Annotated in this window: 37 protein-coding genes and 1 tRNA gene; 1 reads left to right on the forward strand and 37 read right to left on the reverse strand. The window is 57.1% G+C overall.

What is annotated here, in order from left to right; translation table 11 throughout:
* Positions 1–229: 229 nt before the first annotated feature.
* The 37 genes from P0O24_RS00650 to P0O24_RS00830 all read right to left on the reverse strand — a co-directional run bounded on the left by P0O24_RS00650 (position 230) and on the right by P0O24_RS00830 (position 25780).
* Complete coding sequence (locus P0O24_RS00650) at positions 230–1705, reverse strand: class I SAM-dependent DNA methyltransferase (RefSeq protein WP_316967809.1); 1476 nt, start codon at positions 1703–1705, stop codon at positions 230–232.
* Positions 1706–1707: 2 nt separating this feature from the next.
* Positions 1708–3279 (reverse strand): restriction endonuclease subunit S, encoded by a 1572-nt coding sequence (locus tag P0O24_RS00655; protein WP_316967810.1) that lies wholly within the window; start codon positions 3277–3279, stop codon positions 1708–1710.
* Positions 3276–6053, reverse strand: a complete 2778-nt coding sequence (locus P0O24_RS00660) for a type I restriction endonuclease subunit R (RefSeq protein ID WP_316967811.1) — start codon at positions 6051–6053, stop codon at positions 3276–3278. Before P0O24_RS00660 ends, P0O24_RS00655 begins: the two co-directional genes overlap by 4 nt.
* A 131-nt stretch (positions 6054–6184) precedes the next feature.
* Complete coding sequence (locus P0O24_RS00665; RefSeq protein WP_316967812.1) at positions 6185–6766, reverse strand: hypothetical protein; 582 nt, start codon at positions 6764–6766, stop codon at positions 6185–6187.
* Between the two features lie 45 nt (positions 6767–6811).
* Entirely contained in the window at positions 6812–7099 is a 288-nt protein-coding gene (locus tag P0O24_RS00670) for a hypothetical protein (RefSeq protein ID WP_316967813.1), read from the reverse strand.
* Positions 7100–7289: 190 nt separating this feature from the next.
* Complete coding sequence (locus tag P0O24_RS00675) at positions 7290–8267, reverse strand: tyrosine-type recombinase/integrase (protein ID WP_316967814.1); 978 nt, start codon at positions 8265–8267, stop codon at positions 7290–7292.
* Positions 8264–8785, reverse strand: coding sequence for a hypothetical protein (locus P0O24_RS00680; RefSeq protein WP_316967815.1), 522 nt, complete (start codon positions 8783–8785; stop codon positions 8264–8266). The genes P0O24_RS00675 and P0O24_RS00680 overlap by 4 nt, the downstream gene beginning before the upstream one ends.
* 46 nt (positions 8786–8831) lie before the next feature.
* A tRNA-Ser gene (locus P0O24_RS00685) sits at positions 8832–8927 on the reverse strand.
* Between the two features lie 4 nt (positions 8928–8931).
* Positions 8932–9930: an RNA-guided pseudouridylation complex pseudouridine synthase subunit Cbf5 gene (locus tag P0O24_RS00690; RefSeq protein ID WP_316967816.1), complete on the reverse strand. Its 999-nt coding sequence runs from the start codon at positions 9928–9930 to the stop codon at positions 8932–8934.
* Positions 9908–10447 carry a (d)CMP kinase gene (gene cmk, locus P0O24_RS00695; RefSeq protein ID WP_316967817.1) on the reverse strand — a complete coding sequence of 180 codons (540 nt, stop codon included), beginning with the start codon at positions 10445–10447 and terminating at the stop codon, positions 9908–9910. The genes P0O24_RS00690 and cmk overlap by 23 nt, the downstream gene beginning before the upstream one ends.
* Positions 10447–11052 (reverse strand): DUF106 domain-containing protein, encoded by a 606-nt coding sequence (locus P0O24_RS00700; RefSeq protein WP_316967818.1) that lies wholly within the window; start codon positions 11050–11052, stop codon positions 10447–10449. The genes cmk and P0O24_RS00700 overlap by 1 nt, the downstream gene beginning before the upstream one ends.
* A gap of 2 nt (positions 11053–11054) precedes the next feature.
* On the reverse strand, positions 11055–12668 hold the full coding sequence (gene secY, locus P0O24_RS00705; RefSeq protein ID WP_316967819.1) for a preprotein translocase subunit SecY: 1614 nt from the start codon (positions 12666–12668) through the stop codon (positions 11055–11057).
* The gene (locus P0O24_RS00710; RefSeq protein ID WP_316967820.1) at positions 12665–13042 is read right to left on the reverse strand and encodes an uL15m family ribosomal protein; all 378 of its coding nucleotides are present in this window, start codon (positions 13040–13042) and stop codon (positions 12665–12667) included. Before P0O24_RS00710 ends, secY begins: the two co-directional genes overlap by 4 nt.
* Before the next feature lie 4 nt (positions 13043–13046).
* On the reverse strand, positions 13047–13502 hold the full coding sequence (locus P0O24_RS00715; protein WP_316967821.1) for a 50S ribosomal protein L30: 456 nt from the start codon (positions 13500–13502) through the stop codon (positions 13047–13049).
* A gap of 3 nt (positions 13503–13505) precedes the next feature.
* Positions 13506–14108: a 30S ribosomal protein S5 gene (locus P0O24_RS00720; protein ID WP_394356643.1), complete on the reverse strand. Its 603-nt coding sequence runs from the start codon at positions 14106–14108 to the stop codon at positions 13506–13508.
* Positions 14109–14118: 10 nt separating this feature from the next.
* The gene (locus tag P0O24_RS00725) at positions 14119–14628 is read right to left on the reverse strand and encodes a 50S ribosomal protein L18 (protein ID WP_316967823.1); all 510 of its coding nucleotides are present in this window, start codon (positions 14626–14628) and stop codon (positions 14119–14121) included.
* On the reverse strand, positions 14628–15089 hold the full coding sequence (locus tag P0O24_RS00730; protein WP_316967824.1) for a 50S ribosomal protein L19e: 462 nt from the start codon (positions 15087–15089) through the stop codon (positions 14628–14630). The genes P0O24_RS00725 and P0O24_RS00730 overlap by 1 nt, the downstream gene beginning before the upstream one ends.
* Position 15090: 1 nt before the next feature.
* Entirely contained in the window at positions 15091–15486 is a 396-nt protein-coding gene (locus tag P0O24_RS00735; RefSeq protein WP_316967825.1) for a 50S ribosomal protein L32e, read from the reverse strand.
* Positions 15483–16016, reverse strand: a complete 534-nt coding sequence (locus tag P0O24_RS00740) for a 50S ribosomal protein L6 (RefSeq protein ID WP_316967826.1) — start codon at positions 16014–16016, stop codon at positions 15483–15485. The genes P0O24_RS00735 and P0O24_RS00740 overlap by 4 nt, the downstream gene beginning before the upstream one ends.
* Positions 16017–16025: 9 nt before the next feature.
* The gene (locus P0O24_RS00745) at positions 16026–16418 is read right to left on the reverse strand and encodes a 30S ribosomal protein S8 (RefSeq protein ID WP_316967827.1); all 393 of its coding nucleotides are present in this window, start codon (positions 16416–16418) and stop codon (positions 16026–16028) included.
* Positions 16419–16428: 10 nt separating this feature from the next.
* Positions 16429–16581 carry a 30S ribosomal protein S14 gene (locus P0O24_RS00750; protein WP_316967828.1) on the reverse strand — a complete coding sequence of 51 codons (153 nt, stop codon included), beginning with the start codon at positions 16579–16581 and terminating at the stop codon, positions 16429–16431.
* Positions 16578–17084 (reverse strand): 50S ribosomal protein L5, encoded by a 507-nt coding sequence (locus P0O24_RS00755; protein ID WP_394356644.1) that lies wholly within the window; start codon positions 17082–17084, stop codon positions 16578–16580. The genes P0O24_RS00750 and P0O24_RS00755 overlap by 4 nt, the downstream gene beginning before the upstream one ends.
* A gap of 5 nt (positions 17085–17089) precedes the next feature.
* Entirely contained in the window at positions 17090–17794 is a 705-nt protein-coding gene (locus P0O24_RS00760) for a 30S ribosomal protein S4e (RefSeq protein ID WP_316967830.1), read from the reverse strand.
* Positions 17795–17799: 5 nt separating this feature from the next.
* Positions 17800–18150: a 50S ribosomal protein L24 gene (rplX, locus tag P0O24_RS00765; protein ID WP_316967831.1), complete on the reverse strand. Its 351-nt coding sequence runs from the start codon at positions 18148–18150 to the stop codon at positions 17800–17802.
* A gap of 5 nt (positions 18151–18155) precedes the next feature.
* On the reverse strand, positions 18156–18554 hold the full coding sequence (gene rpl14p, locus P0O24_RS00770) for a 50S ribosomal protein L14 (RefSeq protein WP_316967832.1): 399 nt from the start codon (positions 18552–18554) through the stop codon (positions 18156–18158).
* Positions 18551–18871, reverse strand: coding sequence for a 30S ribosomal protein S17 (locus P0O24_RS00775; protein WP_316967833.1), 321 nt, complete (start codon positions 18869–18871; stop codon positions 18551–18553). The genes rpl14p and P0O24_RS00775 overlap by 4 nt, the downstream gene beginning before the upstream one ends.
* Positions 18868–19158, reverse strand: coding sequence for a ribonuclease P protein component 1 (gene rnp1, locus P0O24_RS00780; RefSeq protein WP_316967834.1), 291 nt, complete (start codon positions 19156–19158; stop codon positions 18868–18870). Before rnp1 ends, P0O24_RS00775 begins: the two co-directional genes overlap by 4 nt.
* Positions 19158–19361, reverse strand: a complete 204-nt coding sequence (rpmC, locus tag P0O24_RS00785) for a 50S ribosomal protein L29 (RefSeq protein ID WP_316967835.1) — start codon at positions 19359–19361, stop codon at positions 19158–19160. The genes rnp1 and rpmC overlap by 1 nt, the downstream gene beginning before the upstream one ends.
* Positions 19362–19380: 19 nt before the next feature.
* Positions 19381–20445 carry a 30S ribosomal protein S3 gene (locus P0O24_RS00790; protein ID WP_316967836.1) on the reverse strand — a complete coding sequence of 355 codons (1065 nt, stop codon included), beginning with the start codon at positions 20443–20445 and terminating at the stop codon, positions 19381–19383.
* A 1-nt stretch (position 20446) separates the two neighbouring features.
* Complete coding sequence (locus tag P0O24_RS00795) at positions 20447–20911, reverse strand: 50S ribosomal protein L22 (RefSeq protein ID WP_316967837.1); 465 nt, start codon at positions 20909–20911, stop codon at positions 20447–20449.
* 10 nt (positions 20912–20921) lie between these two features.
* Entirely contained in the window at positions 20922–21332 is a 411-nt protein-coding gene (locus P0O24_RS00800; RefSeq protein WP_316967838.1) for a 30S ribosomal protein S19, read from the reverse strand.
* A gap of 12 nt (positions 21333–21344) precedes the next feature.
* Positions 21345–22058 (reverse strand): 50S ribosomal protein L2, encoded by a 714-nt coding sequence (locus P0O24_RS00805; RefSeq protein ID WP_316967839.1) that lies wholly within the window; start codon positions 22056–22058, stop codon positions 21345–21347.
* Between the two features lie 9 nt (positions 22059–22067).
* Positions 22068–22316 carry a 50S ribosomal protein L23 gene (locus tag P0O24_RS00810; protein ID WP_316967840.1) on the reverse strand — a complete coding sequence of 83 codons (249 nt, stop codon included), beginning with the start codon at positions 22314–22316 and terminating at the stop codon, positions 22068–22070.
* Complete coding sequence (gene rpl4p / locus P0O24_RS00815) at positions 22306–23067, reverse strand: 50S ribosomal protein L4 (protein ID WP_316967841.1); 762 nt, start codon at positions 23065–23067, stop codon at positions 22306–22308. The genes P0O24_RS00810 and rpl4p overlap by 11 nt, the downstream gene beginning before the upstream one ends.
* A complete protein-coding gene (locus P0O24_RS00820; protein WP_316967842.1) occupies positions 23067–24074 on the reverse strand; it encodes a 50S ribosomal protein L3 in 1008 nt (335 codons plus the stop codon). The genes rpl4p and P0O24_RS00820 overlap by 1 nt, the downstream gene beginning before the upstream one ends.
* Entirely contained in the window at positions 24075–24914 is an 840-nt protein-coding gene (locus P0O24_RS00825; protein WP_316967843.1) for a putative RNA uridine N3 methyltransferase, read from the reverse strand.
* A gap of 305 nt (positions 24915–25219) precedes the next feature.
* Complete coding sequence (locus P0O24_RS00830) at positions 25220–25780, reverse strand: toll/interleukin-1 receptor domain-containing protein (RefSeq protein ID WP_316967844.1); 561 nt, start codon at positions 25778–25780, stop codon at positions 25220–25222.
* A gap of 79 nt (positions 25781–25859) precedes the next feature.
* On the opposite strand from P0O24_RS00830, the gene P0O24_RS00835 reads away from it, so the two are divergent.
* The gene (locus tag P0O24_RS00835) at positions 25860–26039 is read left to right on the forward strand and encodes a hypothetical protein (protein ID WP_316967845.1); all 180 of its coding nucleotides are present in this window, start codon (positions 25860–25862) and stop codon (positions 26037–26039) included.
* Positions 26040–26054 lie beyond the last annotated feature (15 nt).

A 26054-nucleotide genomic window follows, 5' to 3' on the forward strand; every position in this document is an offset into this window, starting at 1 on the left:
CATCCGTCGCCATGATCGGTGATGATAGCGCCGCCAGCATCAGCAAAGCCAAAACCGGTTTAAGTCTCATCTTAGTCTCCATCCTGAAGAGGAGATGGTCCCGACAGACGAAAAGCTTTTCGATGCTCACAGAGCTGGCCCCGCATATCCGGCCGCTGGCGAGAAGATCACTCCCACCGCCAGACCAATGCCACCAGCGCCCCGCTGATGGCCGTCGTGAATTGATCTATCAGGACTGCTCCGAGACCTCTTTCTCCGCCAGATCCTCGTATATGCTGCTGAACTGCTCCAGGGCCGACTGGAGGTTCTCGACGATCTCCTGGGCAAGGATCTCGGGCTCAGGGAGGTTCTCGGAGTCTTCGAGGCTTTCGTCCTTCAGCCAGAAGATATCCAGGTTGACCTTGTCCCTCTGCATCAGCTCGGCGTAGGTGAAAGACCTGAACCTATCCGTCTCCTTCCTCTCGAACCTGTTGTCAGGGTTGTAGCACCTGATGAAGTCCTGGAGGTCCTCATAGCTGAGAGGGTTGGTCTTTAGGGTGAAGTGCTGGTTGGTCCTGAGGTCGTAGATCCAGAGCCGCTCCGTCCACGGAGTCTTGCTCGCGCCCTTCCGGTCGAAGAAGAGGACGTTGGCCTTGACACCTTGAGCATAAAAGACCCCGGTGGGAAGCCTCAGGAGGGTGTGGACATCGCACTCGTGAAGTAGACTCCTCCTTACCGTCTCGCCAGCCCCGCCTTCGAAGAGGACATTGTCGGGTACAACTATCGCCGCCCTCCCATTGATCTTGAGGAGGCTCTTGACGTGCTGGAGGAAGTTGAGCTGCTTGTTTGAGGTCGTTGCCCAGAAGTCTTCCCTCTTATAGCTCAGGGTCTGGCGTTCGACCCTATCGGAGCCATTGAAGATTGTTATAGAGCTTTTCTTGCCGAAGGGTGGGTTGGTGAGGACCATGTCGGCGTGGTCGCTCGGCTCCGTTCGGAGGCTGTCGTCCACTGTTATGAGGCTCTCCTCGCCGCCGATGCCGTGGAGGTAGAGGTTCATGACGCAGAGTCGCGCCGCGTCCTCGACGATCTCCCAGCCCCGGAAGGTGTTGTACCGGAGGGCGTGCTTCTGGTCTTTATCGAGCTTAAAATGGGTGGTGAGGTAGTCGTGAGATGCGAGGAAGAAGCCGCCGGTCCCGCTGGCCGGGTCCCAGATCGACATGCCGGGCTCGGGCCTCATCACCTCCACCATCACCCTGGTGAGAACTCGGGGTGTGAAGTACTGGCCAGCTCCGCCCTTGACGTCCTCGGCGTTCTTCTGGAGGAGGCCCTCGTAGATCTCGCCCTTGACGTCCACGTCCATCCCCATCCAGGTCTCGCCGTCGATGAGGGCGATGAGCCGTTCAAGCTTGGAGGGGTCCTGGATACGGTTCTGGGCCTTCCTGAAGATGACGCCCAGGGTCCCGGTCTCTTTGCCCAGCTCCTGGAGGATCTTGAGGTACTGCTGCTCTAACCCAGGGCCGCTCTTCGACTTGAGGCTCGACCAGTCCAGATCCTCAGGGATGAGGGCGGGTCTGTTGGGGTGGAGCTTCTTCTGCTCGTCGGCCATCTTCAGGAAGAGGAGGTAGGTGAGCTGCTCAACGTAGTCACCGTAACTCACGCCGTCGTCCCTGAGGACGTGGCAGTAGTTCCAGACTCGCTGGACGATTGATGAGGATTCGTTGGACATCTTCAGATCAGCTCCGTTTGGACGGCAGCAGTTTTACGAGGTCTTCCTCGACCTCTCCTGGCCTGTCCCCGGTTGTTTATAGGGCGGGCCTGGGATCGCTCCATTCTTATCCTCTCCAGGAGGACTGATGCGGGCTCATCGCTTGGGTCCTGGGGCATAAGCTCGCCCCGAAAAGCCTTCTTGAGGATCGACTGCCGGAGCCGGGCGGCGCGTCTCAGGTTGGCCTCCAGGTTGGCCTCGGTCTGATCGGCCACCGAGAGGCGGCACTCGATCTCGGAGACGATCTCTTTTTGTTCTTCTTTTGGAGGCAAGGAAACAGGGAAACCCCTCAATTTTGTAAGATTGATCGAAGCGAGATTCGTTGTTTGTTTTCCCTCTCGCATAAAATAGCGTTGGCCATAAGTATTGCCGAACCAAGATACAAATTTGTTGGAAACATCATTTGAATAAAGTCTGGCCCTGAAGACATGATTTTGATGGATACATTCAGGCAGCTCTCCTTGCCATATCCAGCCACGACCCAATTTATCCCGATCACCGCCCTCTGTGAAAAGTATATCTCCGGGTTCGAGCAGAAGCTCGGAGATTACCGATTTAGGTGCCTCAATTTCTTTTATTTCCCTTAGGTCGAGAAATCCACGCTGTACATTAGCTACACGCAAATATGGAATACTTCTTGAATTGTTTGATTTCCGTTTGCTATCTTTTGTGATCCCACCTTTCAACGCAGCCAGAAAATCTAATCTAGTCCATTCCCACTCCACCGGCAGCTCCGGCAATTCCGACACATCGAGAGGCTGTAGCTTCTTGTGTCGGCCCCTCCCGCTCTTTTCGCGCTCTCGTTCGATCCGCTCCAAGAGCACCGAGGCCGGTTCCACGTCCGGATGACTCCGCCGCCATTCCTCTGTGAGCTTGCCCTCCACCGCAGCCTTGAGCACCGACTGGCGGTAGCGCTTGAGCTGGGCTCGGGACTTCTCCAGGGCCGAGACCCCGGCATCGAGCTGGGTGAACAGCTCCTCGATCTTGGTCACAATCCGGCGCTGTTCGGGGAGAGGGGGGAGTGGGAATTCTATCTTGGATAAATTTTTCCGGGATATGCGCTTTCTAGTTGAACCACTCTGAAGACTCTCTATAGTCGTCCGAAAATCAGGCGAGTTAACAATGTACATCAACCAATTGTGGTTAGCTCCTTGTTTCCCGGTTCTCACTATGCATACATCAACAGCCGTAACGCAGGGCTTAGGGTCGCCAGGAAAAATACAGGTTCTACCTAAAGGATCTGGCATTCTCGCAATTAAAATATCTTCAGATTCTAGGAATGAGCAGTTAAGCTCGATTGCCTTGTCATAGGTAAGAAAACGATCCGACTTGTTACGATAAAAACCGTCACCTATATCGGCAAGTTGAATAAGTCTAACATTACCATTGGGATCTTGGTCTTTACTTTCTACCCAATCGCCATCCTTAAATAAACCATCATAGTCAACAATATCATTAATTTTGGTTAGTGACCAACCAATTGGCAATTCCACATTTGGCAAAGCCGATATACTCTGATCATTGCTATCCTTCATATCGCAAGCGCTCCGTTCAGCTCGTCCATGATCGTGTCCAGCTCATCCCCAAACACCTGTCGCGCCCGAAGCAGTCCACCACGCTCCTGGAACGGCGTATAATCGAAGTCGTCCTCGTCAAACCCGAGACTGGTCGAGATGTGGTTTTTGATCATCTCCAGCCACTCCCTCTGCTCTGGAGTGAAATCCCGGTCCTGTAGGTCGAGCCATCTCTGAAACCTCAAGTTCACGGTCTCGGTGAACGGTTCGAGGATCTCACTCTCGCCTGTGGCAAACCTCAGTAGTGATATGATATCAGTGAGGAGCTTCTTCGCCCCGGCCCCCTTCACCTTCGACCTCTCAAGCTGCTCGTAAGCTTGCCATAGTCGAGAGGGTGTGAAGTGAAGTGGCGGCTTCTCGATCGCCTCGGCCAGCTCCTTGATCTGCTTCAGGGCGAGATGCCTATCCCCATAAGGTTTGCTGTAGAATATCTGGAGGGCGGTGATCTCGTCTTTGTTATCTTCAATGAATTTTTGGAAAGTCTCGACCATAGTATGAGCCTTCTCCTGGGCTTTGGCGTCGTACCCGGATGAAAGGATCTCGTCTATATTGGCCTCATCGATGATCTGCTCATGCTTTGTCTTGATCTCTTTGATGGTGTTTCTCAGCTTGGGATCGTCGAAAGGATCGCAGGCCCTCTCCACAAGCTTCCTGGTCGCCTCCTCGATCTGATCCGGGGTCGGGTTATCGGTCCCAAAGATCACCTGAGCCTCGGACCTCTGAGCATCGGGGTCCACGGCGTCCAGGAGCCGGTTCGCCATCTCCCTCAGGGAGAGGCCGTTCGAGACCTCCTCGATCGTGGCCCGGTCCTTCTCGTCCACCTTCCTATCGAGCCGGGCGAGCCTGCTGGCCAGGGTAGTCAGAGTGTCATCGTCCCTGATCCCATGGACGACCTCATCCAGCAGCTTATCAAAAGAGGTCCCTTTCTTCCGTTCGAGGGTCCCTCCGTCTCCCTTCTCGCTATCACACACCCCCACCGCGTCAACGATCACGAAATGGGTCTTGTAGGTCTCATCCGGGGTGACGGCCTTGAAATCCGTCGGCGATATCGTCCTCGTTCCCCGTCCCTTCATCTGCTCGAAATAGCCCCTGGACTTGACGTCCCTCATGAAGATGAGGCACTCTAGCGGGCGGATATCGGTCCCCGTAGAGATCATATCCACCGTCACCGCGATCCTCGGATAATAGGAATTTCGAAACTTCGCGATCAGGTCTTCAGGCTTCTCTCCGGTCGTCCTGTATGTGACCTTCTTGCAGAACTCGTTACCCCGGTCGAACTCCTCGCGGGCGATGTTCACTATATCTTCAGCGTGAGAGTCGTTCTTCGCGAAGATGAGGGTCTTGGGAACCTCTGACCTCCCCGGAAAGATCTCAGTGAATAGCTTCTCCCTGAAGGTCCGGATGATCGTCCTGATCTGGTCTGGAGCCACCACGTCCCGGTCGAGCTTTTTGCCGTCGTACTCGAACTCCTCGTCGATCAGCTCCCACCTCTGCTCGCGGGTGAGCTTGTCCCTTTTGCCGACCTGGTGGCCCGCCTCGACCCTGCCGCCCTCCTCGGTGATCCTGGTCCTGATCCTGTAGACCTCGTAGCCGACGTTGACCCCGTCCACCACGGCCCTCTCGTGATCGTACTCCGAGACGATGTTCTTGTGGAAGAACCCCAGGGTCTGTTTCGATGGGGTGGCGGTCATCCCCACTATGTAGGCGTCGAAGTACTCCAGCACCTGTCTCCAGAGGTTGTAGATCGATCTATGACACTCGTCAACCACGACGAAGTCGAAGTACTCGATGGGGATATTGGGGTTGTAGGCTACATCCACCGGCCTCTCTGGAATATATGGGGCGTCAAAATATGATACCTCTTCGAGGTCGGGGTCGAACTCGGCCTCGCCCCTCAGTATCGAGTAGAGCCTCTGGATGGTAGTGATACAGACTTTGGATACGTCGTCGAGAGCATGAGATTTGAGGAGCTGGACATTGTATAGCTCGGTGAACTTCCGGCCGTCGTAGGGGGTAACGTAAGACTGGAACTCCTTCAGGGCCTGCTCGCCCAAGGTCCTCCTATCCACCAGGAACAGTATACGTTTAGCGTCGCAGAACTTGATCAGTCGATATACGGAAGTCACCGCCGCAAAGGTCTTACCAGCCCCTGTGGCCATCTGGATGAGGGCTCGGGGGCGATCGCCGGCGAAAGATGCCTCAAGACCCTGGATCGCCTCGAACTGGCAATCTCTGAGGTTCCCTTGATTTAGTGGTGGCATATTTCGGAGCCTTGACCTGAGGGTATCCTCACGGGAAAGCCATGCGGCCAGAGTCTCGGGCCGGTGAAATGAGAAGATCCTCCTCGATCGGGGGTGGGGGTCTCTAACGTCCCTGAAGTAGGTCTCGGTCCCTGTGGCCTCGTAGGCGAAGGCGGCGGGCTTTCCCTGGAGGAGACGGGCGGGTATACCGTCGAGATACTTTTGAGACTGGTCCGAGACACCGCTCAGGGTCGTTCCCTCGGGCTTCGCCTCGATGACGCCCACTACCTGGCGATCGACGAAGAGAAGGTAATCGGCGCTTCCGGTATCCAGAGGGAACTCTCGGACAGCTATGCCCCTGGAGGCTCGGGGATCGAAGTTATCCCGGTCCTGGACGGCCCAGCCCGCATCTTCGAGGAGACGGTCGATCTTTCGTCTCGCCTTCTCTTCTGGTCTCCCTCCAGGGTCCTCCAAAGCCGTCTCGATCACCCTCATCTTAAAAGTCTGTGGAGATGATCATGACTTCTCGTATATGCTAATTTCGAAAAACGCCGATTATGAACCCTACCAAACCGGGCGATACCCCCGCCCTCTGGAAGGAATTCCATAGCCAGTTTGACTGCAACTTATAATATTATGGCAACTATAGCACTTGAAATCAAACCCATTATAAAGAATATGAGGTTATCTATTGATAAGTATCTCTTAATAAACAGATCGCTTGCACCATGCTGATATTTGTCCCCTTTTCGCATTAATTCATATCCAAATTTCATAGTTTCTTTGTATTTCGTTAGAGCTTCTAAGGGATCTATCCCGATTGAATCAATTTCAATACGCCTTGCGTCATTTGCCATAGACGTGAATATATTATAATCCTCGGCGAATTCTAATTCTTCAGTTGTGGTGCATATCCTTCTAAGAAAATGAGATTCGTAGATACGGCGGAGATATTTATTAATTTCTAACCATATCATTTTGTAGCAATCTAATGTTGCCCGTATTAAATGGTTTTTAGCCTTTATTATATTTTCAACTTTAGCTTTTTTTTCCAGGTCGGAGTTGAAGTACTTTATAAAATGGGCAAAAGCATTCTCAATTTCGACGAGTATTTGTACGGGCTTATCACCTAAAAACGAAACTACATCTGCATAAGCCGGTACAAACTCTGTTCTGTAAAAGAATTCGAAATCTTCGACTAGATCCATACAAGCCAATCCTAAGCAATAGCGAATAGATACCCTACTAAATGCTCATCGTCTTATGGATTTATCGAAGGCCTTATTTATATCATATTCCTTATACTCGAATATACCGCCACGAGTTGTAATGACATTACTATCAAATTTTTTAACCTTTAGTTTGTGACCAAGGCGGCTCTCTAAGAACTCGTCGACATCTTCGGTGGTACTAAAATCACTAATGTCAGTTTTATACTCTCTCTCAAAGAAAACTGTCTTTCCCATTTGCTCCCCTCTTATCTCCATCCAGCATCTTTTGTATCCAATGATTGATCTACTCAAACCTTCTTTTGCCACCACAGACTATTTTGCCCCTATTTAAGCCTTACTTTTAAGTTCTCGTTGATTTGTCTCCGATCGGCTCCCATAAGTGCCATACTCTTGAATGAAATCTCATGTTGTGGTTTTCATGAACCGCAACTCGCTATAGGTAAACTACTCGATTTGCTATTTGTCCTTTTTATATATAAGATTTTTGTTACGGTTGGAGTCATATCCCCATCTGCGGTATGTGAGCCAAATAGCTTTCTCTCAGCTCCTTCTTGTCGATGTGATCGTAGATATCGATGGCCTCTTTCCGCACGTCTCCGCGAAGCTCCTGTATGAATTCGCGGGGCATACCGGCCCGTCGGAGGTGGGTGGTGAACCAGTGGCGGCAACAGTGAGGCGAGAAGTGATCCTCCATCTTGTCGGAGGTAGGATCATGCAGACCAACTTGGGTGGCTACCTTTTCGACCATCCGGCTGACTCCACTGCGTTGGATTCTCTCGCCCCGGTTGTTGATGAAGAGGGCCTTTGAACCATCCTTATTTCGCGACTCTCTGACCCTCAGCCACCGCCTCAATATGAAAGAGGTCTCGTCGTCAAAAAATATCGTCCGGTTGGTCCTTTTCGCCGTCGGCTTGAGCCGGATACTCTGCTCCACCCATTCTATGTCGTCGACATCCAGGGCGATAAGCTCCTTCCGACGTATCCCGGTCTTCGCGAAGAGGGTGATGATCGCCTTATCTCTTGCATCGAGGGTTGAGTTGATAAGACGGGTCATATCCTCCACAGAGATGAGCTGGCGGGTCTGGCCGTCGTCGTTGTCCTTATAGCGCCGAAGATATCGCTTCCTTACCTGAAGGACGGGATTCTCCTCCAGGAACCCCTCGTAGGCGAGATATTCGTAGAAGCTAGATAGGGTGGTGAAGTTGTTCTCGACCGTCTTCTGATGCAAACCCCGGTCATATCTCATGAATTCCAAGTAGTCTCTCAATACGTCCTTGTCTGCATCTAGCAGATTCAACCCCCTCTCTTGGAGGTAGTTGTGGAACTTTTGGACGTTGTAGACATAGCTCTTTACTGAGAGGGGAGACATACCTCGAATTGAGCAGTCTCTTTCGAACCTGTCAATTATCCTCTCTGCTGGGGGCCGTTTCCCTGTATCTGAAACCATCCCAGATGACTTATCAGTGGAGCCGATCATCCTTTCCACCTCCAGCCCCGAGAGGTGGACTCCACCAGCCCATAAGCCTCCAGGTTATCAAGCTGCGAGGAGACAGCCTTCACGAGATCAGCTTCGCGAGGATCAATCCCCAGCTCTTCGAGAATCTTGTAGCTATCAACTACGCCCTTCCTCTTCAGCAGATCGACGAGTTCCTGGTTGTACTCGCGAGCCCCCTCGAACCCGCCCTCCAGGAAGGTAGCGCTTCGATACCTCTTCAGCTCGGACTCGTACTTGTCGATGACGATGTTCTTGAGCCTAAGATCATCCTGAAGCTTTCTCACCTCGTCCCTGAGACTCCCCAGCTCCTTTACCATCTCGGCCCGAGGCTTGAACTCCGACTCCTCCAGGAGAGCGTTCTCCACAATCTCGATGACGAACTTCGTTAGGGGGACACCGGCCTCGTCGGCCAGTTTCTCCCAACGCTTTTTCTCCTCGGCGGAAGGTAAGTAGAGATACACGTAACGAGACTTGTCAGGCATAACCACTTTGGCCACCAAGAAATAAAATGGACCTTCTACTACTTAAGCATTACTAGTAAAAGAGCGCCGAGGGGGAGATTCGAACTCCCGCGACCCTTGCGAATCACAAGCTTTCAGTGCAGAATTCCAGGCTTGCGCCTTACCACTAGACTACCTCGGCACGATTACGACTTTTTGGACCATAGCCTCGGATACGTCCCCGGGGCCATGACGACCCTCGAGGTCCTGGCCACGATCCCGGAAGATGAGCTCATCATATCCTCGCTGTCCATGGCTGCGACGGCCACGGCAACAGCTTCTCCTTTCAGGGTATAAATAACTACCTTCTCCCCTTCCTTTATCCCGGACTCGAGGCTGAAGAGCCCCGGCGATGCCAGGGGTGCCCCGTGGCATATGGCGTCTACGGCTCCGTCGCCGACGACGAGGGAGGGCATGTGCCTCAAAGCCTCCTCCACCGGCAGGATCGCCCGCCTGAGGAGGGTCTCGTCGCCGGTCTCCCGCCAGATCTCTTTGGCGTCCTTGAGGTCGTGGAGGGTCACCAGGGTCTCGTCCTCGCGAAAGGGGCCGCTCTTGGTCCTTCGGAGCTCCTCCATGTGGGCGCCCGTCCCCAGGGCGAGGCCGATGTCGTGGCAGAGCTTTCTGATGTAGGTCCCCGCCTCGCAGCCGACCCGGAATAAGACGCCTGTGCCGTCGATCTCCAGAACTTCCAGGTAGTATATCTCCCTCTTCCTCAGAGCCCTTTTGACGCTGGACTTGAGGGGAGGGCGCTGGTAGATCTCCCCCTGGAACTCGCCACAGGCCTCCAGGATCCTCTTTCTGGGGAGGGTCGCGTGAACCCGCATAAGACAGATGTACTCCTTTCCTGCGGAGAGGAGGGTCTCGACGACCCGGGTCGAGTCCCCGAGCATGATGGGCAGGATCCCCGTCACCTTGGGGTCCAGGGTGCCGCTGTGGCCTGCACTCTCGATCTCCAGGATCCTCTTCACCCAGGCCACCACCTCGTGGCTGGTGGGCCCCGGAGGCTTGTCCAGGTTTATGCATCCCAGGCTGATGTGCAGGTCGAGGGGGCGCTCGCGAGGGAGAAAACCGTTTATATGGTCGGTCTTCCCCTCCCTTCGTACCAGGGTCTCCCTGGTACGATCAGATGGAAGGTTTCCCGCCATCTTCGATGGACCTCACTGCCGCCAGGGCGATGGCGGAGACCCCCCTCTCGTTCCAGGTCCCAGAGTCTATGACGAGGTCGTAGACTGAGAAGTCGCTGACGTCTATGTTGTAGTACTTCTCGTACCTCCTCGCCTCGCACTCTTCCCGGACCCTCGACTCTCGGAGGGCGTCTTCTACGAGCTTCTTCTCTCGGGACGCGATCCTCTCTGCCCTCACCTTCCGGTCCGCCTTGAGGAGGATCTTGAGGTCCGCATCGAGGACGTGGGCGGAGATCCTCCCCTCGAAGACGCCTCCCGCCTCGAGAGCCATCGCTTTCTGGGCGTCGTCGATGAGATAGTCGATCTCGGGCCCCTCCTCGGCGATCCGCCCCAGCTCTCCGACAGATATTCCGCGATCGTCCGCGATCTTTCGAAATAGATCACCAGAGTTGACCCGGCGGAGGCCTAGCTCCTTTGCGAGGATCCGGGATAGGGTGCTCGTCCCGGTACCAGGTGGACCGCTGACTGTGATTATCATCACATACCGCCGATGTTCAGGGCTTTTCTTATGATCTGAGATATCGGTATCGAGCAGATGAAGTACCAGTAGAACCAGTAGAATATGGGGCCCAATACGGTATCGGAGATGGCTTGGACACCCCAGAAGGGGAAGGTCAGATAGATGATGTGCTCATCGATATAGAGGTAGGCCCACATGAAGAGGGGTATCGATACGATGCCGATGTAGGCCATCGGCTTCAGCTGCATCTTCATCATCTTGGACTGATCGCCGAGCATCTCCCTCTGCTGGACTTGAAGCTGCTGCTGACGGGCCTTATCTCCGGCGAGCTGTGCCTCCCGGAACTCCCGCTGGAACCCCTTCATCGTCTCCTGCTGCCTCCGGAGGTAGTCCCAGTCCATGGTGTACTTCTGGATGAGGCTAGCATATAGGCCGGTAACGGCGGCGAGAGCGAAGAGGACGATGTGGAAGGGGAGGATGGCGGGGAGCCACCCGAGGACCGCGTTCATCACCTCCCCCATCCAGTGCCTGAAATCCGCGCTCACCATGATCCCCACCATCAGGGCCGTCCCCACCCCTAGGAGGATGAAGTTGATCTGCTTCTCGATCTCGTCCGTCTTCATGCTCACTCACCGAAGAACCTGCGCATCATCGGATACATCTCCTGGATCTGCTCGCTGGCGATCTGCTCGTAGAGCCTGTAAGTGATCGATACCGCCAGGAGAAGGCCGGTCCCGCCGGCGCCGCCGAGGGTGCCCAGGAGGCTGGCCACGAGGGTGAGCAGCCCGATGATCACGCCGCCGATGACGGTGACCTTCGGGATGTACCGGCCGAGGATCTTCTCGATGCTGACGGCGCTTCTCCTGTGGCCGGGAACCTGGAGGCCCGAGGAGTGGATCTTGGCCGCGACGCTCTTGGCGCCCATCCCGGTGGTCTCTATCCAGAATATGGCAAAGATCACGCCGCCGGCGATGAGGACGAAGGCGTCGGTGAATATGTGAAGCCAGATCTGCCAGCCTGCGATAGGATCAAGCCCCAAAAGCTCCATGCCGGGGTTGCTGCTGGTGACGAGGCTCGGTATCCAGTCATGGGGGCTGTTTATCGGCGAGAGGTAGTACATGAGGCCGGATATCGGCATCGGCGACGTGGCGCTCACCATCTCTCCGGTCACCATATCGTAACTCGATGTGGACGTGAAGGTCCCAAGGATGCTCGAATAAGCGGTGTAGACGATGTTCACCCCGGAGGCTGTATCGGTGGTGGTGGCGGTGGTGACCGTCCCGATCCTCCCCACCAGAAGGGTCCCCATCATCTGGATGTTCGCCTGGAGGGCTCTCACCAGGATCATCGGGAGGACGCTGGCGTAGATGAGCTTCACCGGGAACCTACCCCGAGCGCCTCGTACGGCGCTGTGGGCGAGGGGTATCTCAACCCTGGTGCTCTCCACGAAGACGACGAAGAGTATGATGACGATCGTCGTTATGAGGGCCAGGATCCCGCCGTCGATGAAGACCCGCTCAAGGCCGGAGGTGGTGAATACGTCATCGAGCCCCAGGACATTGTTCGTGAATATGAAGATCCATTTCGGGATTACCCCTATCGGCAGACCCTGGTCTCCGATGGTCCAGTTGAACAATCCCGTTATGAGCTGCTGGCTCACGCCAGCGACGATGAAGAGGCCCACGCCGGACCCGATCCCCCACTTGCTGACGATCTCGTCCATGAAGAGGATGAGAACTCCGCCTATGCAGATCTGGAAGAATATCAAGAAGGAGATCATCCCCAGGGACACTCCCAAGGACGCCGCCAAGCCCTGATCGGGGAGGAGGTATCCTCCAAGGACCTGAGGGAGGGCCTCTACGATGATCATGACAAAGACCAGTAGCTTCTGAGTCCCCTGAAAGATCGCCTGGTCCCGGGGATCCGTCAGGTTTAGCTTTATGATGCCTGCGCCCACCAGGAGCTGCAGGACGATGGAGGCCGTGACTATAGGCCCTATCCCCAGGAGCATCAAAGATCCGAAGGAGCCGGCGAAGAAGGCCCGGTACATCCCGAAGAGATCGATGGATGCAGGAGATAGGCCAAAGAGGGATACGTTGGAGAGGGCGAAGTAGAGGACCAGAATCCCCACAGTCCAGCTGAGCTTCTTCTTGAAGTGGACGTGACCTTCGGGCCTCTCCACGGCCGGAAGCCTCCTGACAAAAGGCTCGATGGCGTAGAAGAAGCTTTGCTGATTCATGATACCACTACTTCACCGCCAGCCTCTTCGATCTTCTCCCTGGCAACGGCGGAGAAGCCCGCTGCACTGACGGTGACGGGCCTGGTCAGCTTCCCCTTCCCCAGGACCTTCTTCTTTCCGAGATCGATCCGGCCGCCCTCAACAGCCATCGAGTCAAGATCGCCTACGTTGACTATCTCGACTTCCCTGGCGTTATGCTTGAAAAAGCCGTTCTTGCCCATCGCCCGGCCTCGCATCATCTCTCTTTGGAAGTGATGCTTGCACCCGCCGGCGTTGCCGCGGCCGCCTCTCGATCCCGCGCCTCTGCGGTTCTTGTGGGTGCCGCCTCCACAGGTCCTGCTACCCCGAAACTTCTTCAGATTGCTTTTAGGCATGGTCCTACCTCATCTTCCGGATAAGATCTGAGATCGACTCGTGGTAACCGAGCTCTCCGCCCTCTTTTACGGTCTTCTTCGTACCTCTGTGCCCCTTTCTCGGGGGGTGAAGCCTGAATACCGGCTTTATGCCGGCGTCCTGGAGAGTCGCAGACCCTCGAAAGACCTCCGAGGCGAACTCCTTCATCGTCCCGCAGGCGGTCTTATCCTTTATCACCTGGTCGGTCAAACGTCTGTTGCCGCTGAGCCTGCCGCGCATCTCGAGCATCGACGCCAGAGCGTCCTCGTCGATCTCACCCCAAGCTACGTAGTCCTTCACCTTCTGGATCATCCCCCGATAATGGGGGCTCTCCGGCACCACGATGCAGTGGTTGATCCTGTGAAGTCGAAGCATCTTGAGGGTATCCTTGATATCGGGCTTGGTATTGACGCTTCCCCGAAGTCGTACTATCGCATACATAATCTATACCCTCATGGTGACGGTATTGCGCAACGCATCGTATGTGGCCTTGGCGAAGTTGAGGGTGGTTCTGGTGTTCCCCGAGGACTTCGTCCAGACGTCCTGGATCCCCGCCATCTCCATAACCTTTCTCGCCGTTCCGCCCGCCGCGATCCCCAGACCTCTCGGAGCCGGTATCAGGGTTATCTGGACGGATCCCGCCTTTCCCATCACCTGGAAGGGAACGGTGTGGCCTGCGCCGCAGCCGCACTCCCAGCTGCCACAACCCCGGTTCACCTTTATGATATTCAGCTTGGCCACATCTATCCCCTTTCTTATGGCGGGGCCGACCTGGTTGTCTCTCCCCTGGCCGATGCCGACGTAGCCGTCCTTGTTTCCGACGATGACCGTCGCCCTGAACTTAACCCGTCGCCCCGAGTCGGTCATCCTCTGGACCATGTTTATGTCCAGCACCTCGTCCTCAAGCCCGGGGAGGAGGGCGTCGACTAAACCCGCCTCTTTGATAGGGAGCCTTGAAGCGAGCGCTTCGTCGAAGGTCGTGACCTGCCCTTCATAAACGAGCCTGCCCAGCTTGGTCTTGGGGACCCATTCTTCTCTGTATTCCATCCTCATCCGCTCACCCCAGTATCTTCTCGCGGGCTGCATCGAACTGAGCCGTCAACTCAACGCCTCGATAAGCCTCAATATCCTCGCCACGGATCCTGCCTTCGTTCGGGAAGATCTCGGGGCTGTGGGGAACCGCGACCCCTGCGTCCACCACGCCCTTCAGGGCGGAGTATATCCTGTTGCCCCTGGTGTTGGCGTGGATCCCCATGTCCAAGATCGCCTCGTTCTGCCCCATCGCCTTCATCCTCTTGCCGAAGAGGAGGCCGGCCAGGTACGAAGCCGGGACGTTTCCGGTACTTCCTTCGTAGCCGAACTCTTGTAGCTCCCGAGAGTTGACCGTAAGGAGGGTCCGATCTCCGGCGGGCTCTGCTACGACGAGCTGCAGATTGATGTTCCTGTTCCCCTTTCTTATCACAAGTCTAGGCTTTCGAGAAATTATGAGCCTATATCTGAAATGATAATTAGTTCTGCCCTCTCTGCGCCTTCTGAAGGGCACCTTATATCGCGGTCCGGTTGCCATCAGTCACTCCTCGTTAGACCTTTTGCCTTGATGTACGCGTTGAGATGGGCCGTGCTCCGGTACTCGCCACCCTTGGCCTTGCGATAGAGCATCCGATAGGTGTGACGGTCGATCTCGCCCCCCTCTCTCAGCTCTTTCAGCCTCCGGCGAAGGGCCCGGATCTTCGTCATCCAGATCTCTTTCCTCGGAGACCGGGAACCTTTCGCACCCTTCCTCCTCCCAGGACCTTTCTTGTGGCCGTAGGCCCTCTTGGCGGCTCGAGCCCTGTATCTCGCGCGGCTGTTGCCCTTCTGCGGCTTCGCCTTGATGTTTCCCGCCTCGATCTGGGACTTGACGTCCTCCCTCGTGATGGAATCGGCGATCTCTCCGGCGACGTCAGGATCGGGGTTGATCCAGACCCTGCTCTCACCTACGTCGAGGACGCAAGCCGCAAGCCTCTTCTGGGTCGAAAAGTTGGGCACCTCAGTCGCCTCCGGAGGTGGGGTTTAGAACCTTCAGGTTCATCTCCCGGGCCATCGCCTCGATCTCGTCTCTCTTCTTCATGCCCACGGTGCCGGCTATCCGGACGGCACAGCCTTCGGCCCCCAGCAGGTCCCCGGCGTTTTTGACGAGAACCTCTTTCATGCCGCAGGGATGGTAGCCACGGACGGCTTTCGGGCTCCTGTATCCTACCCTGACGAGCTTCCCCTTGGCCGAGATCTGCCGTCTGAGCTTGTTGTGCAGGCCCCGGGGCCGCCTCCAGCTCGGCGATAGCTTCTTCTTCTTGTGAGAATCGCAACGGTTGAACTCGGGCTTCCTCTTCTTCTGTCTCGCCCGAACTTTCATCAACCTCTCTGTATCGGAAGTCAACTCCGTCACCTCTTGTCCACCAGGTATATCCCATCTTGGAATACTCTGATGTCGAACCCTCTGACCTTCGTCGCCTGCTCGATGTTGGCCATAGTCTGACCGACACGTTCCTTATCGATTCCGGTGACGATTACGGTATCGCCCTTTACATCCACCTGGGATCCGCCCATGATCTTGGCGGTCCGGGGCTTCCTCTCGCCCAGGAAGTTGCTGATCAAAAGCTCCTCCTTGGAGACCTTCAGCTGTATTGGGAAGTGAGAGTAAACGGCCTTCATCCTGTACTCGAAGCCCTCCGTCACCCCCTTGATCATGTTATTGAGGTGGGCGGCGAGAGTTCCGGCCATGGACCTGTGCCGCTTCCTGGTGATATCGGCGTCCACCACCAGGCCGGACTCGTCATTTCTGATCTCTATACCAGGATACCAGAGGCGCCTTGAGACGGTGCCCAATGGACCGGTGACCGTCACCGTGGCGTCGTCGCCGATCTCCACCTCGACCCCCTCTGGGACCTCTATAAGTCGCGCCAACTCCTTGACCATCTCCACCACCTAATAAACATAAGCCAGAAGCTGGCCGCCTATCCCGCGCTCCCTGGCGTCGACGTGAGATATGACCCCCTGGCTCGTGCTCACGATGAGCGCGCCGAAGTTACGGGAGGGCAAAAACCTCTTCTCCCACTTCTCCAGGTCCGATACCTGGGTGGAGAACCGGGGCTTTATCACGCCGCACCTGTTGATCTTTCCTTGCAAGTCCACCTTGAACATCCCTGACTTGCCGTCGTCTACGAACTCGAAATCGCCGATGTATCCGAGGTCTGCCATCACCTTCAGGGTGTTGCCGACGAGCTTGGAAGCTGGCTGGATGATGCATTCTCCTTTGCCGACGTCCTCGGCGTTCTTTATGATGGACATGGCATCGGCAAGCGGATCTAACAGTACCATTAATCATCACCTACGAGTACTTCTCAAAACCCATATCCGGGGCGATCTCTCTGAAACATTGTCTGCAGAGATAAATTCCATATTTCCTGATGAGCCCCGGCTTTCTGCCGCACCGCTTGCAGCTGTTTGCGCCTCGGCCAAAGCTCTTGGTTTCGGTCTTCATGCCGCCTCCACAACGTCTACGCCGTATTTATTTTTGACGAACTCCACGGCATCATCTGCTGTAACCCTGTGGCTTTTTGCGATCTTCGACCGAGCGACGCGCCTTCGGGCCACCCGGTATCCAGCCCTCTTGAGGGCCACCGAAACGTCCATGCCGAAGATCCCGATGTCGGGGTCGTACTTCATCCCCGGAAAGTCGGTATGTTCCTCGACCCCGAAGGAGAAGTTTCCGGTCTCATCGAACTGACCCCGCCGGAGGACACCTCCCACCACTTCCAGGGCGACCTTGAGGAACTCCTCCGCCTCTGCGCCCCTGAGGGTCAGCCTGCACCCGATGGGCTCGTTCTTCTTTATCCCGAAGCCCGGTAGGGTCTTTTTGGCGTTGGACCTGACAGGGGTCCGGCTCGTTATGGCGCCGAGGATCGTCTCGGCGTTGACGAGCCTCTGGCCGCTCTCGCCGGTCCCGATGTGGACGGTCACCTTCTCGATCCTGGGCTCCAACATGGCGTTCATACCGTGGCCCCCAGCTTGATGGCGGGTTTGTCTATGCCGATCATGAATACGTGATCGACCGTCGTCTCGAACTCCCGCTTGCCTGAGATGATCACCCTGTTGGGGCGAGAGCTCTTGACGACCTCTATCTCCTTGATAGTCCCGACCTCGCCGGAGTGGGAGCCCCCAACGACCATGGCCAGGTTCCCCTCTTTTAACTCGATGACGTCGGCGATCTCCTTATCGGGTATCGATAGGATCACCGAGCTTCCGGTGGTGTAATCCCCATCGGCTAAGATGTTCGTCCCGTCGTTGAGGTTCAACTGGATTTTGCCGCCCCGGAGGGTCCTCTTATCCTCGATCCTGCAGAGCTTTCGGGCTTCGCCAGCCTCCAGCTCGGAGAGGTTGAACCTCCCCTTGGCGTCCTGGAGGAGCCTGTACTTTTTGTCCATAGACGGGACCGATATCACGTCGAAGATCCCCACGGGGAACTTGATGTCCTTTCTCGACTTTCCATCGACGAGAACCCCGCCCTCGTGGAGGATGCGCTTTGCTTCTCTGGAGTTGTCGACGAGCCCCAGAAGATCCCTGACGACGACTACTAGGGGGATGCTCCCCCTGGCGGAGTGGGGGCCTGGCTCGCCCTTGGCCACCCATGTATGGATCTTCCTCGCGATCGGCCAGCTTCTGGGACTTGCGACCCTCTTCTGATGTCTGCTCACCTAAATCACCTGGAAAAGATCTTCTTCCTTTCTTCGTCGTCCAGCTCCATCTTGGTGATGACGACGTTGGAGGGCTGGACCGCCCTGGGCACCTCGGTCCCGTCTGCACGGAATACGCTCACTCCGGCGACTTGGATCGTGCCGCTCTTCAGGTCCGCCTTCTGGACTTCGCCCTCGGTCCCTGCATGGTCGCCGCGCATCATCTTGACGGTATCGCCCACCTTCACCTGGGCGCTGCGGACCTTCATCTCCTCGCGGAGCTCCTTGGTCAAGGCGGCGTGCATGTACTTCCGGAGTTTGTGAAGGGGGGCGGTGTACCTCTCTTTCCTCTGTTTGCGTGGCTGTTTGCTCTTCATGGTTATCACACAATTATCGATGCGGCTGAGGCGATCTTTCCGTACCTCTCAGCCACCTCTCTGGCCACCGGCCCTTTGATCTCCGATCCCTTGGGGATCCCGGCGATGTCTGTGATGACCGCCGCGTTGTCCTCGAACTTGACCCTCAGACCGTCGGGCCTCCGGAACTCCTTCTTCTGGCGGACTATCACCGCGGTGAAGATCTGCTTTCTCATCTCCGGGGTCCCCTTCTTTACCGATACCACGATCATGTCGCCAATCCCGGCGCAGGGCATCCTGTTTTTGACGCCCCTGTACCTCTTGACCGATATGATCTCGAGCGTCCTTGCGCCGGTGTTGTCGGCGCATTCGAGCTGCGCTCCGGCGTTGATAGGCCTTGCGATGCTGGCCTTAAGCCCCTTCATCGGACGACCTCCACCACCACGAAGGACTTGGTCTTGCTGAGAGGCCTGCACTCGGCGACCTTGACCACGTCACCCACCTTCGCCTTCAGGCAGGGGGGGTTGTGGGCGTGGAGCTTCGACCGCCTCTTCTCGTACCTCTCGTACTTCGCCATCTTCCTTTCGAACTCGCGGAGGACGACCACAGTATCGGTCATCCTGTCGCTGACCACCGTTCCGTCAAAGACCTGACCTCGAACGGGAAGACTTCCATGAAAGGGACATTTTGGATCGTCACAGGCCTTCTCAGGTGACTTGACGCCCAGTCCGACATCCCTCATAATTTCCACCTCGATATCCGCATTTTTTTGTTGATCCTGTTTTCGGGCTGTGAGACTAAAACTGAGCCCTGCGCCTTCACCTTCAGGCCCTGAGAGAGGGTGAAAACGAAGGAGTTAGAGGACTTGGGAACGCGTTTGTCGCCACTCCTGGTCTCGATCAGAAATGTATTCCGGGTTTCATCGACGACCCGGCCGGATATCCCCACCGTGCAGGGGTTCGTCCCACTGGCAACCTCCACCGGCAGGCCTATCAGCTCATGTCTGACGAGGTTCTCAGGAGCGATCATCACCGCAGAACACGCTCCTTCTGTATCGTCTTGATCCTGGCTATGGACCTCTTTATCTCCCTTATCCTGCCGGGGTTCTCCGGGGCACCGCCAGAGACGACGAGCCCCCTCTCCCGGATCAGCTCACCATTGAGCTTTTCAAGCTCCTCGCCCAGCTCCTCGGGGCTCATATTCCTCAGTTCATCGACCCTGAATATCGCCATGTCAAGTCACCCTCTCGTCTCACCCTTCGCTCTTGGGCTCGTCCTCAGGAGGGACCACCTCCTCGACGGTCGGCTCTTCGGTGACCGTCTCCACGGGAGCCTCCTCATCGGGGGCGATCGGTTCCTCGACGGCCTGCTCCTCGACGACCGTCTCCGCGGGAGCCTCCTCATCGGGGGCGATCGGTTCCTCGACGGCCTGCTCCTCGACGACCGTCTCCGCGGGAGCCTCCTCATCGGGGGCGATCGGTTCCTCGACGGCCTGCTCCTCGACGACCGTCTCCGAGAGAGCCTCCTCATCGGGGGCGATCGGTTCCTCAGCGGCCTGCTCTTCGGCGACCTCTTCACTGGGGATCTCTTCCTCGATGATCTCGACTTCCAGGTCCTCGACGACTATCTCCTCGACAGCCCCTTCGGTCCCAGATTCCAGAAGCTCCTCCAGCTCGTCCTTCTTCTCCTCCACGGGAAGGACTTCCTCAGCCGCCTCCTTGGCTGGCGGAACGATCTGGAACCTGTCCGGCGGTATGGCGTCGGGGGGCACTATCCTCACCTGGCAGCCGATGGTTCCTAGCTTCTTCACCGCCACGGCGTATCCGTGGTCGACGATCTCCTGGGAGGGTTTCCCCGAATGCTTGACGTACCCGGATAGGAACTTCTCGACCCGGGACCGGGGTCCCGTCACCTTGCCGCTCAGGACGATCTCGCAGCCGAGAGCGCCGCTGTCCATGACCCTCCGAAGGGTCGTTTGACCCGCCTTTCTGAAGTACCAGCCCCGCTCCAGGGAGCTGGCCAGCCTGTTGGCCACCACCTGGGCGTTCAGCTCAGCCTTGCCGACGTCCTGGACGTCTATCTGAGGGTTGTCCAGCCGGAAGTTCCGGTCCAGGTCTCGGGTCAGCTTTCGAATAAGCTTCCCGCCCTTTCCGATGACCATTCCTGGCTTTTCTGCGTAGACGGTGATCTGGATCCCCATGGGGGTCCTGTTCATCATCATGCCACCGTAACCGGCCCGACTGAGCTCCTTGGAGAGATACTCATGGACCAGAGCTTTGGTGAAGCCGTCCTCTACAAATTTCTTCTCTACGCCCAAGTCAGCTCACCTCAGTCAATATCATCTCTATCGATACCGTCTCCGTGTCCTTGGGGGTGGCTCTCCCCATGGCTCTTGGCATCCAGCCCCGGAGGGTCCTCCCCTGCTTGGTGGATACGTGGTTGATCTTCATCTCGGAGGGGTCCAGCCCCTTATACTCGGCGTTGCTGGTGGCGTTGACGAGGACCGTCAAAACGGCCCTCGCTGCCTTCTGGGGGTACCTGCCGGCATCCCAGCCCACCATACCCCGCCGATGGGGGACCTTCTTGTTGTGCCTCTTGAAGGGGACGGGCCTCTTCAGGGCGATCACATCCTCCAGGTACTCCTTCGCAGCCTCGGTTCGCATCCCCTTGATGGCGCTGCAGATCTCCAGAGCATGCTTGGGCGATATGTGATGTTCTGTGCCCATCGCCCTGGACGATCGCTCTTTCTTCTCAGGGGTGATGGAATATTTCAGTCGTCCCAAATCTGCCACCTCACTTCAACGGCACGAACTTGCTCGATCGGGTGGCTCCAACGCCAGCGCTGCCGTGAGAGACCCGTCCCCTCGTCAGGGAGTACTCGCCGAGGTAATGGCCGACCATCTCCGGTATGATCTCGACCCGGTTGAAGGCCTTGCCGTTATAAATCTCGATCGTCTTTCCCACCATCTCGGGAAGGACTATCATGTCCCGAAGGTGGGTCCTCACCGCGTCCCTCTCCTTGACCCTGGAGAGGAGCCTTTTGTGGTCCTTGGTCAGCCCCCTCTTCAGACGTCTTCGCTGCCTTGCCGGGAGGAGGTCCATCAGCTCTTCAGAGCTGAGCTTCTTCAGCTCTTCGACCTTCAGGCCGCGGTAGGTGAACTCCTCTTTCCTCTTCGGAAGCCTTGATCCTGATTTCCTCGCCAAAACAATCCCTCTTTAACGCTTTCCGGTCCTTCTGGCCGCAATGGACCCGACCTTACGACCGGGGGGTGCGTTCCTGCTGACGGTCTTGGGCCTTCCTGGATGCTGCCATCCACCGCCGCCGAAGGGGTGGTCCACCACGTTCATGGCCACGCCTCTTACCCTGGGATACTTGCCGGCCTTGGACTTCATCTTGTGGTACTTCTTTCCTGCCTTAACGAAGGGCTTATCGGTCCTGCCGCCGCCGGCGACGACGCCTATCGTCGCCATGCACTGCGGGTTCAGCCACTTCATCTCACCGCTGGGCAGCTGGACGACGGTCTTGCCCACGTCGTGGGCTACAAGTATGCCGTAGACCCCGCTGGACCGGGCGAACTGGCCGCCGGACCTCGGGTTCGACTCGATGTTGCAGATGGGGATCCCCTCGGGGATCTCCGCCAGGGAGAGGGAGTTGCCGGGCCTGATCTCGGCGGAGGCGCCGCAGGCGATCTCTTGGCCCACGTAGACCCCCTCCGGCACCAGTATGTACCTCTCTTCATCGTTCTCGAGGACGACCTTCGCCACCGGGGCGGATCGGGCCGGATCGTGGACGATCTCCTTGACGATACCTCGTACCGTCTCGCCGCCGTCCACCTTGATGTGCTTGAGCTCCGCCCTGAACTTGTGAGAGGGCGCCCGGTAAGTGGGAGTTCCTCGACCCCGGTTCTGTTGTATAATTCTGTGCCCCATATAGTCACCTCACAGCAGTCCCAGGGTGGTGGCCAGCTCGTTGGCGCTCCCTTCCTCTGCCAGCTTTACGGCCGCCTTCTTCTCTCCCTTGGAGGTGATCATCGTCCTTATGGAGACGATCTCGACGTCGTAGAGCCTTTCCAGCTCCTTTTTGATCTCCGTCTTGTTGGCCCTGATATCCACCAGAAACTCCAGGGCGTTCTCGGAGTCGATCATGTTCGTGACCTTCTCCGTTATGAACGGACTTTTAATGACCATAGGTCTCCCCCAGCCATTTCAGAGATGATTCGGTCCATACCGTAAGCCTTCCAGCCTGGGTCCCGGGAGCCAGAAGCTCCGCGTTCAGCCTCTCCACAACGGTGACGTCGACGCCCGGAAGGTTTCTGGTGGCCTTGATCAGCCCGCCGTCTCTGCCTGCCACTATCAGCAGGCTCTTGGGCTGCTTGTACTTTCTACCCCGCATCTTGCCCCTGCCAGCCCGGACCTTCCTGCCGTTCTTCGCCCTCATGACATCTTCCCATAGGCCGCAGGATTCGAGGAACTTGCGAATATCCCCCGTCTTCGCTACCGTCTCCAGGTCGTCTTTGGCGACGACGACGGACTCGCCGGAAAATACGTGGCCCCTAGCCCTGACCAGATCGGAGTTCGCTGTGGCGGCTATCGCCGAACGGATCGCCTTTCTCCGCTCTTTCGCGTTGACCTTCTCGGTTCTGTCCGCCTCGGGCTTTGGGGGGTGGGCTCTTCGGCCGCCCTTGGCCTGGGGCACCCTTGCAGCTCGCCTTCCGTTTAAGATCCTGGGAACTCGTGAGACGCCGCGGCCGGTTCCCCATGACTGGGCTGAGGTCTTGAGGCCCGATAGCTTGGTGGGACCGTAGGGCTGGGTCCTGTTGGCCTGGGCCGCCAGAACCGCCCTCTTTATGAGGTCCGGCCGGAACTCCTCGTCGAAGACCGACGGAAGCTCCATCTCTCCTACCTCGTTTCCAGATAGATCGATAACCTTAGCCTTCATCACAATCCCTGCTTCGAGTCTGTGCTGACGTAAAGGACCTCTGGGGTCTTCACATCGGCGCCCTTGGATCTGACCGCATATCTCATCCTCACCAGCCTCTTATTGGGGCCGGGGACGCTTCCGCTGACGATGGCGTATTCGCCCCGGACGATCCCATATCCGGGAAATCCGCCTTCTGGGGTGATCTCGCCTCCGTCGGACCCGATGGCCAGAATTCTCTTGTTGAACTCTGTCCTCTGGTGGTAGCCCATCTGCCCCATGAGGGGGACCGACCACCGCACGTGATGGGGGTGCCAGGGGCCGAGGTTTCCTATATGGCGGCGCTTGCCGCCTCGAGAGTGTTTCCTCTTCTGGAGCATTATGCCCCATCGCTTGACGGGTCCCTGGGTCCCCTTCCCCTTGGTGATGGCGGTGACGTCAATTATAGATCCAGAGCCGAAGACGCTGGATATGGGCACCTGAGAGCCCAGCAGGCTTTTTGCCAGCTCGAACTGGTCCTCTATGCCGCTGCCGTTCACCTGGATCTCCATCAGGTCAGGGTTCTTCCTGGGAACGCCGGTAAGAAACCTGGGGTTGGTATGAGCGATCAAGCGCAGCTCTTCCATCTTCTCAATTTTAGCCCCGATATCGTCGAGAGAGACGCCCCTCTTGTTCTTGGGGACGGCTATCGACCGGGCGAGGTACGGGTCCAGCTTCTCTGACCAAGCCTCTCCAGCAGCCCTCACGCCGCCGTTGTGCCTCTCGTAGACCCTGAGGGCAGCTATCCCCAGGGGCGGCGCCTCCAGGATGGTAACTGGCACGCTGATCTCCATCCCCTCCGTGGGGCTGTTGGGCTTGTCGTCGATCATTATGAGATGGGTCATGCCGGCCTTGTACCCGGCAAAACCGTCCATTCTGGCTTTCTCCTCGCCAGCGGCCCAGTATCTCGTCCTGGGGACCTGGCTCTTAGCCCGTTTTCGGGGGCTGAAGGCCAGAGAACCTCGCCTTGGTCGGTGTATGGTTGCCATTTAGCCCTCCAGTGATCGCATCAGGTTGACCTGGGAGAGGGTGGCAACTATCGCCTCTTCTAGCCTCACCGTTTCGGTTCCCTGATGCGGTATGGTGTTAATCACGCAACATCCTTCCATCGTTTCGCTGCTCAAGAACGCATCAACGCCGCGCGCTGGCGAGCCGAATGCCACCTCCAGACCGCGCCTGCGGCCCGCACGGACCGTCTGGCGGAGGAGGTCTGGGGTTGCTGGCTTGCCATGCCTGGACGTGGCCACGACTACCCTGTCTGTCGAGCGGACGTGATCGTCCAGGTTCTGGATGACCTCGGTCTCGTAGCCCCAGTAGTGGGGTATCTCCGATCGGTCTACCGGCTCCGCGGCGAGGGGTTTCAGCGAAAAGATTCTGACGTTCAGGCGCTGCCCTGCAGAAAACCGCATAGCGGTCTTGAGGGGCAATGGGCGCTCAACACCTATGTCCACCCATGCACCGTCGTCAGATCCCACTTCGTCGACTACTAAACCTACTCGATACTCGCCGACCTTGAGCGTTGAAACCTTTGAGCTTGTGGGATGATGAGGGGTGCGCAGCGGCGGCAGGATGCCCACGTACCTCAGGGCCCTCTCCCGAGGAAAAAGCCTCTTTCGGAGGTACTGGGGCGTCTCTGCGTACTGCAGGACCCGGGATATGAACCGTGAGTCGTCGAACTGATCATCGCGATATATGACGATCCGGTCCACCCGAAATACCGCAGCTGCTCTGGCGATCTGTCCCACCTTGAGGGTGCGTATCCTCTCGTCCGCCGACTCCATCGTTGTGGAGGACGGTATCAAGATGGACGTCTCGCCGCCACCGATCATCGGATCTTACCCCCAAGACCTATTCTTGATATAAAAAGGTTTGTAGGAGAAAAAGAGGCCGATTCGCAGGCCCATTTACAGCCCCGGTCCGGTGGCAGTCCAAAAGTCAATTTGAGCGCCGGATCTCCCGGCCCATCACCGTCTGATAACATCGAATAGCTCGCCTCGTTCCCACCCCCACGCCCCCACCCCTATATTATATCTCCCATCGCTCTCAGCGAGGCGCTAGACGTCTCCGGGGGGGTGGCCCCCGTCGAGGCATGGGTTGGACGGGCATGGGTTGGACTGTCACTGCATGGCGAACGTCAGGGCTCTGGCTTGAAGGTCCGGGGGTCGAGGGTGAGGGCGGACTCGCAGTAGGTGCAGATGGTATCGAGGCCCGTCCCGGACAGAACCGCCCTCTCCACCACCTCCGGGGGCGGTAGGTACTGGGTCATCTCCTCGCCGCAGAGGGGGCACCTTATCTTCAGCCACTCCAGGCTGGTGAGGTCCCGTATATTTAGTATCAGCTCGCCGAGGGCGTCGGAGTAGGTCTCGCGGGAAAATGATATCGGCTTTAAGTGCCTTATCATGACGGGCATCTCCGCCCCCGTCTCCAGGAGGGGTATCACCAATTGATCGATGCCGCAAGCAAAGCCGATCTCCTGGTTGACCCTTGGTGACACCACGCCGTCGAGGGTGAGGACGGCGATGACGCAGTCACAGTGGCGAACCCCAAACCTCGCCCTCTCCCCCGGCGCCACCCCTCGGGCCCGCCGATAGATGGCGACGAAGCTCTCGATGCCCACCCGCCAGAGGGCCTCGGCGACCTCCAGGGCGAGGGGCTCGTCCTCCTCAGAGTGGGTGATGTAGACTTTTGTGATCATGAGATACGGACTCCGGAGGGGAGATGGGCGCGGGGGGTAATCACGGTTTCGGGTGAGTGGCGGATCAGGAGATGATCCGATGAAGGCCATCCCCTTTGAGGAGGATGTCGCCGAGATTGAGAAGAAAAAGGGACAAAACGCAGTATCTATCTTCAGCCGTGCCCTGAGCAATTTAGCAGGTACCGCTCACCCTGACCGCTCCAAGGCATCGAGACGCTTCTGGTTTGCAAAGTCAAACCGCGCGCAAGATGAATTATAAGATTTATATATTATT

It is taken from the genome of Candidatus Methanocrinis alkalitolerans, from assembly GCF_029167205.1.
GTDB lineage: Archaea > Halobacteriota > Methanosarcinia > Methanotrichales > Methanotrichaceae > Methanocrinis > Methanocrinis alkalitolerans.